Genomic DNA, 9,200 nt, shown 5'->3' with positions numbered 1-9,200 from the left:
CTCGGCGGAGAGGCTTTGCAAGAACTCGCCCACCGAACCGTAAGCCTGCTCGAGGGCCCCCACCAGCCAGGGGGGCAGCCCCGAGGCGTGCAGCCGCTCGGGTAGGTGCCTCCACCAAACGGCCAGGCTGTCTGCGGTCCCCGGAAGGGTTCGGGCGAAGTGGGCCAGTTCCTCACTGACCCGCACCAGCCCCACACCCAGGAGGCCCAGGCCCAAGCCCAGGAGCAGCAACACCAGCGCCAAAGCGGCCGGGCGCGGCAGCCGGAGCCGCTCCAGCCGGTCTACCCACGGGCGTAGCAGGGCTGCGAGCAGGAGGGCCAAAAGGAACAGCCCAAAGAGGTCGGCGGTGAGGTACACAAGCCGTAGCAAGGCCAGAAGCAGCAGCAGCCCGGCCACCCCCCGCACGTAGGGGTTGTTCCACAGCAAGCGCAGGCCCTCGAGCACGCCTCAGGCTATGGAGGCCGCGTAAAGGTTTGGTAAAAGGCGCCAGCCCTCACCTTCCCCTCAAAGCGCGCAACCTTCCTGCAAGGAAACCCCGAACCTGGGGGCTGCCGGGCAGGCCCGGCAGCTTTTTACCAGAGCTTTACCTAGGCGCTCTAACGTGCTCCCTCGAGGTCTGAGTACCCCATGCATACCAAACGGAGGGCTGTTATGAGTGGAATACACCCTGGCTGGCGGGCGGTGCTGCTCTTGTTTTCCCTGATGGTCTATCGGTCGCAGGCAGAGGCCCTCGGCCCAGCGGGGCGGGGAGCCTCGAGCCCGCCCCCCATCGCCGCCAGCCCCGGGCTAACGGCGGGCCTGCCGGGGATGCCGCCCTACGACCCCCAGAACGTCTACGCCTTCACCGCGGCGGGGATGCTCTCGCCCGTGGTCAGGGATTTCCCAGAACGGGTCTACGTGATCGATGGCAAGACCTGCCGGGTGGTGGCCAGCTATAAGGTAGAACCCCCGCACATGGTGCCCGCCTGCGACCTGAGAACCCTCTACGTGGCCAACGACGTGGGCAACACCCTCATCTCCATCGATCTCCACCAGCCAGGTCGCTACGCCCTGGGGCATACGGGGGTGACCTGGTGAGGTGGTGGCTGATCCTTCTGCTCTTTCTGGGCCTGGGGCTGGCTGCTCCCCTCACCCACGGCCCTCGCGAGCGCCCGCAGATCGCCCTCACCTTTGACCTCGACATGACGCCGGGTATGCTCCGGATGTTGCGGCAGGGCAAGGTTGCCAGCTACGACCACAGCGAACTCTACCGCTTTTTGGAGCAAAGCGGGGTGAAGGCCACCTTCTTCCTCACCGGCCTGTGGATAGAAACGTACCCTGAGGAGGCCCGCAGGCTGGCCCAGAACCCTCTTTTTGAGCTGGCCAACCACAGCTACAGCCATCCGGGCTTTGCCCAGCCCTGCTACGGCCTGCCCGCGGTATCGGTGCGGGAGAAGCCCGGCGAAATTCTGAAAACCCAGGCCCTGCTCGCGGGCCTGGGTGTCAACAACCACTACTTCCGCTTTCCCGGAGGCTGTTACAGCCCGGACGACCTGGCCCTGCTAAGCCGCCTGGGGCTGGTGGCGGTGCACTGGGACGTGGCAGGCGAGGATGGTGGAGAGCGCCGCCCTGAAGCCATTGTGCGGCGCGTGCTCAGCCGGGTGCAAAACGGCTCCATCATCGTGCTGCACGGCCAGGGGGGGCCGCGCCTGCCGGCCACCTTACTGGCGCTGGAGAGCCTGGTTCCGGCTCTGAAGGCTCGGGGGTTTGCCTTGGTGAAGCTCTCGGAACTAATTCCCTGATACGGAGGTCTTTGCATGCCCAAGGTGAGTCTGCCTTTGCTGCGCTTGCTAATGGTGGAGGACGACCCCACCCTGGGCCAGAGCCTGCTCGAGGCCCTTACCCAGCAGCACTTTAAGCCCATCTGGGCCCGCTCGAGGCTCGAGGCCGAAGCGCTACTTTGGCAGGAGCCCTTCGACCTCTTCCTGCTCGATGTGCGCCTGCCCGAGGGTGAGGAGGCTGGCTTCGAGCTGGCCCAGAGCTTGCGCGCGGCGGGCTTCCTCCAGCCCATCCTCTTCCTCACCGCTCGCGAGGCCCTGTCCGACCGGGTGCGGGGGCTCTCGCTGGGCGAGGACTACCTGGCCAAACCCTTTGCCCTGCCTGAACTGGTAGCCCGCTTGCGGGCGCTGGCCCGGCGGGGGGAGATCCGGCCTCAAACCCTTGCCCACGGGCAGCTTTTGCTGGCCCTCGAGCGGCGGGAGGTGCGCTACGCGGGTGAGCTGGTGCGGCTCTCGGCCAAGGAGTACCAGCTGCTGGAGCTTTTTATGATAGGCCCGGGCCGCATATACAACCGCGAGGAAATTCTGGAGCGCATCTGGGGCCCTGGGTTTGAGAGCAACTCCAACCTGGTGGAGGTGTATGTAAAAAACCTGCGTCGGCGCATCCACAATCGGGTTATAGAAACTGTGCGGGGGTTGGGCTACCGCCTGGGCGAGCCGGTATGAAACTCAGGTTGCGGCTGGCCCTGCTGGCCTTCGGACTTACGCTGGGGGGGCTGGCCCTTGGGCTGGGGGGTCTGTACTTCCTCTTACGGCGTCAGGCCCTGGCCCAGATGGATCAGTCCCTTGCCGCCCTTACCCACAGCGTCTTGAACGCGGCCCTGGCGGATCCACGCCATCACCTGCCTCCGGAGGTCGGGGACCTGCTGACCCAGGAGGAGGGGGTCAGCTCGGCCCTCATCTACCAGAATGGCCAGCTTCGCTATGCAGACGGAGCCCTGGACGTGCCCGAGCCGCTCGACGCAACAGCCTTGCGGCAGGGGCATGGCCGCAGCAGCCAGAGCGGCTGGCGGGTGCACACCCTCTCGGCAAAGGGCCTGACCGTGCAGGTAGGCCGGCCACTGGCGCCACTGGAAAACTCGCTGGCCCTGTATGTGGAGCTGGCCGCGCCTTTGGGGCTCCTGTTGGGGCTGGCCGCTGGGGGGATGGCCTGGTTCTGGGTGGGGCGGGCTTTGGCGAGCCTCGAGCGGCTTACCCAGGCCACCCGCCACTTCTCGGAGGCCACCCGGCTGCCCCTGCCCCAGGGCCAGGACGAGGTAGCCGAGCTGGCCAGAAGCTTCGCCGACCTGCTGGAGCGCCTCAGGGCCCAGCGCCATCGGGAACAACAGTTTCTGGCCTTTGCTGCGCACGAGCTACGCACCCCCATTGCGGCCTTCCGCGCCAACCTGGAAGCAGCTCGGCTCGAGGGGGCCCTGGCCCCGGCCAAAATCGAACGCATGCACCGCGAGGCCCTCAGGCTGGAGCAGCTGGCCCAGAATCTGCTGGCCCTCTCGCGGGCCGAGGCCGGCGAGGTGCGCCGGCAAGCCCTCGACATGGCCGACCTTTTGCGCGATGCCTACGACCGCTTCCAGCCCCTGGCGTTGGAGCGCGGCTTCGACCTGGTGTTGCGGACCTACCCCGCAGGGGTCTGGGCCGATGCGGGCCTCCTGGAGCAGGCCCTCAACAACCTGCTGGCCAACGCCCTCAAGCACGGAAGACCGGGCCCGGTGCTCTTGCAAAGCGGAACCGAGGGTTCGGAAGCCTGGCTCGAGGTGGTCAACCAGGGTCAAGAGCCCCTATTCCATTCCGCCGAGGGTTTGGGCCTACGGGTAGCCCGAACGGTGGCCCTGGCTTTGGGGGGAAGGCTGGAATTCATCCCCGGAACCCTGACCCGCGCCCGGATGGTCCTGACCCTTCATCCTGGCTTCAGCCCTTTCCCGCAAGATTGGGCCGGTGGTCGCGAAGACCCACCCAACAAGGAAGGTGATCGAGTATGAAAGGCATCAAGCTGATTCTCTCCACCCTGCTGGCCCTGGCGGCCCTGGCCGGGGCGGCCTTGGCCAACCCGGCTCCCACCACGAGCCCCCACTCCACCAAGAGCGCCCACAAGATCGCCCAGGTCAACGTCAACACCGCCACCCTGGCCCAGCTTGAAACCCTGCCCGGGGTGGGCCCCAAGCTGGCCGCCCAGATCATCCAGCACCGCCCCTACAAAAACGCCCAGGAACTCCAGGCCAAGGTTAAGGGCCTGGGCCCCAAACTCTGGGCCAGCATCAAGCCCTACGTACACTTCTAAAACGCTGTCTACCCCTCCTGCACCACGGCCACCTGGCCGTGGTTTTTACCCATTCTTTACCACGTGGGCCTAGCCTGCCATCCTATGAGGTATATATGCGCGTGCTTCTGGTAGAGGACGACCCCCGCCTGGCGGCGCTGATTGTAGAGGGCCTGAGCGACGACGGGCTGATAATAGACCACGCCCCCAACGCGGCCATTGGGCGGGGGATGGCTGAGCTCGAGGTCTACGACCTCCTGATCCTCGATGTGATGCTCCCTGAAGGCCCCCAGGCTGGCTTCGATCTGGCCCGTGCCCTGCGCAACCAGCGTGACAAGACCCCCATCCTCTTCCTTACTGCCAGGGGTGACGTTGACTCCAAGCTCACCGGCCTTGACACCGGGGGCGACGACTACCTGACCAAGCCCTTCGACTTCCGCGAACTCCGGGCCCGCATCCGCGCCCTGGTACGGCGGGCCCGAGGTGAGGCCAGCAACCTGATTCCCCTGCCAGGGGGCCACACCCTCGACCTGGCGGCCCACCAGGTGCTCAAGAACGGCCACCCCGTGCCCCTCACCCCGCGTGAGTACGCTCTGGTGGAGTGCCTGGGGATGAATCCGGGCCGGGCCTACTCGCGCAACAGCCTGATCGAACGGGTCTGGTCGGGGGAAAGCGAGGTGGATACCAAGGTGGTAGATGTGTACGTCTCGAGCCTGCGGCGCAAGCTGGGCGAAAATTTCATCGAGACCGTGCGGGGGCTGGGCTACCGTTTGGGCCGGCTGGAGGAGGGTGCTTGAGCCTGCGGCTCCGGCTCACCGCATACTACGGCCTGGTCACTCTGGCCCTGCTTTTATTGAGCGGGGCCGTGCTGTACCGGGTGTTCCACAGCGCGCTTCACCAGACCCTCGACGAGTCGCTGCGGGAAACGGCCACCCTTGCCGCAGCAGAACTTCAGATCGGCGCCCCCTTACCAGGGGACTCGAACCAGCTCCAAAGCCGTTTTCCTGGGGCCACCGTGCTCATCGTGTACGACCGGCAAGGCCATGCCCTGCTGCGCCTAGGCGAGCCCTGGGTGCAGGTGGAGCTCACAACCGGTTTTGTGACGGTTGAGGGCACCCGGGTCTACAACTACCCCCTGCCCGATGGGGGAACGGTTCAGGTTATGCGCTCGCAGCAGGAGACCCTGCAAACCCTCAGCAACACCCAGCGATACCTGCTTCTGGCCCTGCCGGGGCTATTTGTGCTGGCCCTCGGGGTGGGGTATGTGCTGGCCGACCGCTCCCTGCGCCCGGTGGACCAGGTCACCCGATTGGCCGGTGAGATTGCTGCTTCGGGGCGCTATGGCGAGCGGGTACCGGAGAGTCCGGGTACAGATGAGATGGCCCGCCTGACCCAGACTTTTAATGCCATGCTCTCCCGCCTCGAGCGCACCATCGAGCGGGAAAAGGCCTTTGCCCTGGCCGCGGCCCACGAACTACGCACCCCACTCAGCGTGTTGCAGGCACGGGCCAGCCTGAGCCTGGAAAAACCCCGCACTGCCGAGCAGTACCGCGAGGCGTTGGGCCAGATTGCCCGCACCGCCGAGGATCTGGCCCAGGTCATCGAGGCCCTCCTGCTTCTGGCCCGCACCCACCAGCCGGTCGAGCGAGAGCGGGCCGACCTGGATTTACTTGCCCTGGAGGCCCAGGAGTCGCTGGAGGTTCTGGCGCGCGAAAAGCAGGCCCGGGTGGTGCTGGAACTCGAGCCCACCCCCTACCGGGGCCAGCCCCTGACCCTTCGCACCGCCATTGCCAACCTGCTCTCCAACGCCCTCAAGTACGGCCCTCTGGGCGGACGGGTTTGGCTGCGTACCCGCCTGGAGGGAAGCCAGGCCGTGGTGGAGGTGGCCGATGAGGGGCCCGGTATCCCACCGGAGCAGCTTGAGCGTCTCCTGCAGCCCTTTCAGCGAGGCACCGGAACCCAGGGGGTCAGGGGGGCTGGGCTGGGCCTGACCCTGGTCAGCGCCATCGCAGAGCAGCACGGAGGCCGACTGGTGCTACAGCAAGCCCCCGAGGGAGGGCTTCTGGCCCGGCTCGAGCTTCCGCTTCGGGAGAAAGCTTAGCCGCCCCAGAGACAGGGGATTCTTTCCCCGCCGCAAGGATCTAGACATGAGGCCCGATTCAACTTCCTGGTCAGGGTTTTGAGCATAAGTGCCCTTGGAGGCCATTGGATGATGTCGAATGACTACGCAAAACGATTTTTGGGGTGCCGCTCTTCCCACAAGTGCGCTCTGCAGCACCGGAGAGGAGGGCCGTTCTGGCCGGTCATTTAGACTATCGGGCGGCCCACCTGGTTCAGATCCGGCCCTCCCGGCCCAGCGACGGCGCAGCGCTGGTCGAGGTCGCCTACGCCACTGGCTTTTTTGGTTGCTCTGCCGAGATCTACTTTCCGGCCCGGGCCCTGTTCGGTGCGCTCTGGGTGGGGCCATACCTGGGGCCCGCCGGGGCCTGCGGCTTGCTGGCCGAGTGCGAGGGACGGGTGCTGGGGTACGTGCTGGGCAGTCCGAACCCTCAGACCTACCGCGGCTACTTCCAAAAAAACCTGCCGGGCTGGCTCCTTGCGGCGGCCCTGGGGCGCTACCCGGGCTTAATGGGAAGTCTCCGCTTCCTCTGGCGCAGCCTGTGCTACCCCAGCCGAAGGGCCCCCCTGGATCTCTACCCGGCCCACCTGCACATCAACCTGCTGCCCGAGGCACGGGGGAAAGGCCTGGGGGAGCGGCTTTTGCGGGCGCACCTCGACTGCCTGAGGGCCCGAGGGGTGCCGGGGGTTCAGCTCTCCACCACCCTCGAAAACAGCGCCGCCCTGAGGCTGTACCAGAAGCTCGGCTTTCGGGAGTATGCCCGCTGGGAAAGCCCCTTGTGGGCCCCCTGGCTGGGACGCCCCACCGTCCACCTCACGCTGGTGCTTTCCCTGAAGCCGAAAGATTTTGTAAAAAATACTTTGATTTGACAATAGTTTGATTTGGAAGTATATTGAGCGGCATGACCTGGGGCATCCTCACCCACATGTGGAAGCTGACCCGCGAGCTGCGGGAGGAGGTGCTGCCCCACCTCGAGCGCCTCGGGCTGGCCCCCACCGACCCCTGGCTCCTGGCCGAGATCGAGCGGCACCACTACCCTACCGAGGCTGTGCGGGCCATGCAGATGCCGGCCCCTACCGTCAGCCAGATGCTCAAGCGCCTGGAGCAGGCTGGCCTGGTGGTGCGCTCGCTCGACCCTGCCGACCTGCGCCGCTACCGCTTCGCCCTTACCGAGCAGGGAAAGGCCCTGCTCGAGGAGAGCCGGCGGCACATCCAGGAAGCCCTGGAACGCAGGCTCAAGCGCCTCTCCCCCAAGGAGCAAGCCCAGCTTGCACGGTGGCTCGAGGTTTTGGCCCAGAGTGAGGAAGCCCCCAAGGAGCAACCATGACCCATTCGGCCCCACCATCCGACCCGCAAGCCCAGCCTACCCCTCGGGAAACCCGCCTGACCCTGATCGGCATCCTGCTGGGGCTTTTTCTGGCTGCGCTTGACCAAACCATTGTTTCGACCGCCCTGCCCCGCATCATTGCCGACCTGAAGGGCACCGAGCTGTACGCCTGGGTCACCACCGCCTACCTGCTCACGGCCACCTTTTCGGCCCCCATCTTCGGGCGGCTGACCGAACTTTTCAGCCGAAAGGCCATCCTGCTGGTGGCAATCGGCATATTCCTGGCCGGTTCGGCCCTGAGTGGGCTGGCCCAGACCATGCCCGAGCTGATTTTCTTCCGAGGGGTTCAGGGCATCGGTGGGGGCGCGCTTTTCGCCCTGGCCCTCACCACCATTGCGGTGCTCTTTCCCCCACGTGAGCGGGGCAAAGTGGGCGGTCTGTTTGGGGCCATCTTCGGGCTGAGCAGCGCCCTGGGCCCCTGGCTGGGCGGCCTCCTGACCGACCATCTCTCCTGGCACTGGGTTTTTTATATCAACATGCCGGTAGGGGCGGTGGCCTTGTGGTTCATCCTGCGCTTTATGCCCCGGCTTTCGCCCGAACGGCGCGAGCGCTTCGACTTCCTGGGGGCGGGGCTGCTGATCCTCTGGACGGTGCCCCTGATGCTGGCCTTCTCCTGGGGCGGCAGCACCTATCCCTGGCTCAGCGCCCCCGTTCTGGGCCTCTTCGGGCTTGCCGTGGTGGCCCTGGCCCTGTGGGTCTGGTCGCAAAACCGCGAGCCGCACCCCCTGTTTGACCTTTCCGTGCTGCGCATACGAAGCTTCAGCCTCGCCTCAGCGGCTACCTTTTTCTACGGCCCGGCTTTCCTGGGGGCGGTGGCTTTTCTTCCGCTCTACCTGCAGGTGGTCAAGGGGGTCTCGGCCTCGGCCTCGGGGGTGACGGTGCTGCCCCTGACCCTGGGGGTGGTGCTGGGGGCCAGCGGCAGCGGGGTGCTCTCGGGGCGGCTGGGCCGTTTCAAGCCTTTATTGCTGGTGGGTACTTTCTGGTTGCTGCTGGTCTTCACCCTGCTGCACTTTGTGTTGAGCGTGAACACCCCGCTCTGGCTGGCGGTGCTCTTTTTCTTCCTTCTGGGATTGGGTTTGGGCCCGGCCCAGTCGTTGCTACAGATTGCCGCTCAGAACAACGTTCCTCCAGAGCGCATTGGCTCGGCCACGGCCTTTACCCAGCTCATGCGGCAGATTGGCTCTACCATTGGCATTGCCGTGCTGGGCACGGTGCTCTCCCACAACCTGACCGCTGAGACCTGCAAGGTTTTTCCCCAGGATGCTGCTTGCAAGCCGGGTGCGACGGCCTCGAGGTCCAGCGAAGGGGCTACGGGCCTGAACCTGGACGAGCAGTTTGCCAAGCTCGAGACCCAGATTGTGGCGGCCCTCAAAGGCGACGAAGCCGCGTATGAAGCCCTCATGCAGGACGCCCAGGTGCCTGCCCAGGCCAAGGAAAACCTGGTCAGGGGCGGCATTCCGGCCCAGTTCCGGCAGATGGAAAGCAAGCTGGTGGCGGCTTTGCAGGGGGACGAGGCGGCCTACGAGGCGCTGATGAAAGACCCCAACCTGCCGGAGGCGTTCAAATCGAAGCTGGTGCGGGGCGGCATTCCGGGGCAGTTCCAGGCCTTGAAAACCCTCCTTC

General features: G+C 65.8%; 11 protein-coding genes. 10 read left to right on the top strand and 1 reads right to left on the bottom strand.

What is annotated here, in order from left to right:
* Positions 1 to 444: AI-2E family transporter (locus NZN28_RS12875; protein ID WP_295398749.1), on the bottom strand; the 444-nt coding region annotated here is incomplete at its 3' end.
* A gap of 207 nt (positions 445 to 651) precedes the next feature.
* On the opposite strand from NZN28_RS12875, the gene NZN28_RS12870 reads away from it, so the two are divergent.
* The 10 genes from NZN28_RS12870 to NZN28_RS12825 all read left to right on the top strand — a co-directional run.
* On the top strand, positions 652 to 1,077 hold the full coding sequence (locus NZN28_RS12870) for a hypothetical protein (protein ID WP_295398748.1): 426 nt from the start codon (positions 652 to 654) through the stop codon (positions 1,075 to 1,077).
* A complete protein-coding gene (locus NZN28_RS12865) occupies positions 1,074 to 1,781 on the top strand; it encodes a polysaccharide deacetylase family protein (protein ID WP_295398747.1) in 708 nt (235 codons plus the stop codon). Before NZN28_RS12870 ends, NZN28_RS12865 begins: the two co-directional genes overlap by 4 nt.
* Positions 1,782 to 1,796: 15 nt before the next feature.
* Positions 1,797 to 2,483: a response regulator transcription factor gene (locus NZN28_RS12860; RefSeq protein ID WP_295398746.1), complete on the top strand. Its 687-nt coding sequence runs from the start codon at positions 1,797 to 1,799 to the stop codon at positions 2,481 to 2,483.
* Positions 2,480 to 3,793, top strand: coding sequence for a HAMP domain-containing sensor histidine kinase (locus NZN28_RS12855; protein ID WP_295398745.1), 1,314 nt, complete (start codon positions 2,480 to 2,482; stop codon positions 3,791 to 3,793). Before NZN28_RS12860 ends, NZN28_RS12855 begins: the two co-directional genes overlap by 4 nt.
* On the top strand, positions 3,790 to 4,092 hold the full coding sequence (locus NZN28_RS12850; RefSeq protein ID WP_295398744.1) for a helix-hairpin-helix domain-containing protein: 303 nt from the start codon (positions 3,790 to 3,792) through the stop codon (positions 4,090 to 4,092). The genes NZN28_RS12855 and NZN28_RS12850 overlap by 4 nt, the downstream gene beginning before the upstream one ends.
* A gap of 95 nt (positions 4,093 to 4,187) precedes the next feature.
* Complete coding sequence (locus NZN28_RS12845; protein WP_295398743.1) at positions 4,188 to 4,868, top strand: response regulator transcription factor; 681 nt, start codon at positions 4,188 to 4,190, stop codon at positions 4,866 to 4,868.
* Entirely contained in the window at positions 4,865 to 6,172 is a 1,308-nt protein-coding gene (locus NZN28_RS12840) for an ATP-binding protein (RefSeq protein ID WP_295398742.1), read from the top strand. The genes NZN28_RS12845 and NZN28_RS12840 overlap by 4 nt, the downstream gene beginning before the upstream one ends.
* A gap of 143 nt (positions 6,173 to 6,315) precedes the next feature.
* Positions 6,316 to 7,059, top strand: a complete 744-nt coding sequence (locus tag NZN28_RS12835; RefSeq protein WP_295398741.1) for a GNAT family N-acetyltransferase — start codon at positions 6,316 to 6,318, stop codon at positions 7,057 to 7,059.
* A gap of 32 nt (positions 7,060 to 7,091) precedes the next feature.
* Complete coding sequence (locus NZN28_RS12830; RefSeq protein WP_295398740.1) at positions 7,092 to 7,517, top strand: MarR family transcriptional regulator; 426 nt, start codon at positions 7,092 to 7,094, stop codon at positions 7,515 to 7,517.
* Positions 7,514 to 9,200, top strand: a 1,687-nt coding sequence (locus NZN28_RS12825; RefSeq protein WP_295398739.1) for an MDR family MFS transporter, incomplete at its 3' end; no start/stop codon positions are given. The genes NZN28_RS12830 and NZN28_RS12825, both read left to right, overlap by 4 nt.

This window comes from Meiothermus sp. (assembly GCF_025056915.1).
Taxonomy (GTDB): Bacteria; Deinococcota; Deinococci; order Deinococcales; family Thermaceae; genus Meiothermus.
The sequence above is the reverse complement of the archived record's forward strand: the minus strand, read 5'-3'. Positions and strand labels throughout refer to the sequence as shown.

Coding starts and splice junctions, on each gene's coding strand:
- NZN28_RS12870 (WP_295398748.1), top strand. CDS start 652: ATGAGTGGAATACACCCTGGCTGGCGGGCGGTGCTGCTCTTGTTTTCC.
- NZN28_RS12860 (WP_295398746.1), top strand. CDS start 1,797: ATGCCCAAGGTGAGTCTGCCTTTGCTGCGCTTGCTAATGGTGGAGGAC.
- NZN28_RS12855 (WP_295398745.1), top strand. CDS start 2,480: ATGAAACTCAGGTTGCGGCTGGCCCTGCTGGCCTTCGGACTTACGCTG.
- NZN28_RS12850 (WP_295398744.1), top strand. CDS start 3,790: ATGAAAGGCATCAAGCTGATTCTCTCCACCCTGCTGGCCCTGGCGGCC.
- NZN28_RS12845 (WP_295398743.1), top strand. CDS start 4,188: ATGCGCGTGCTTCTGGTAGAGGACGACCCCCGCCTGGCGGCGCTGATT.
- NZN28_RS12830 (WP_295398740.1), top strand. CDS start 7,092: ATGACCTGGGGCATCCTCACCCACATGTGGAAGCTGACCCGCGAGCTG.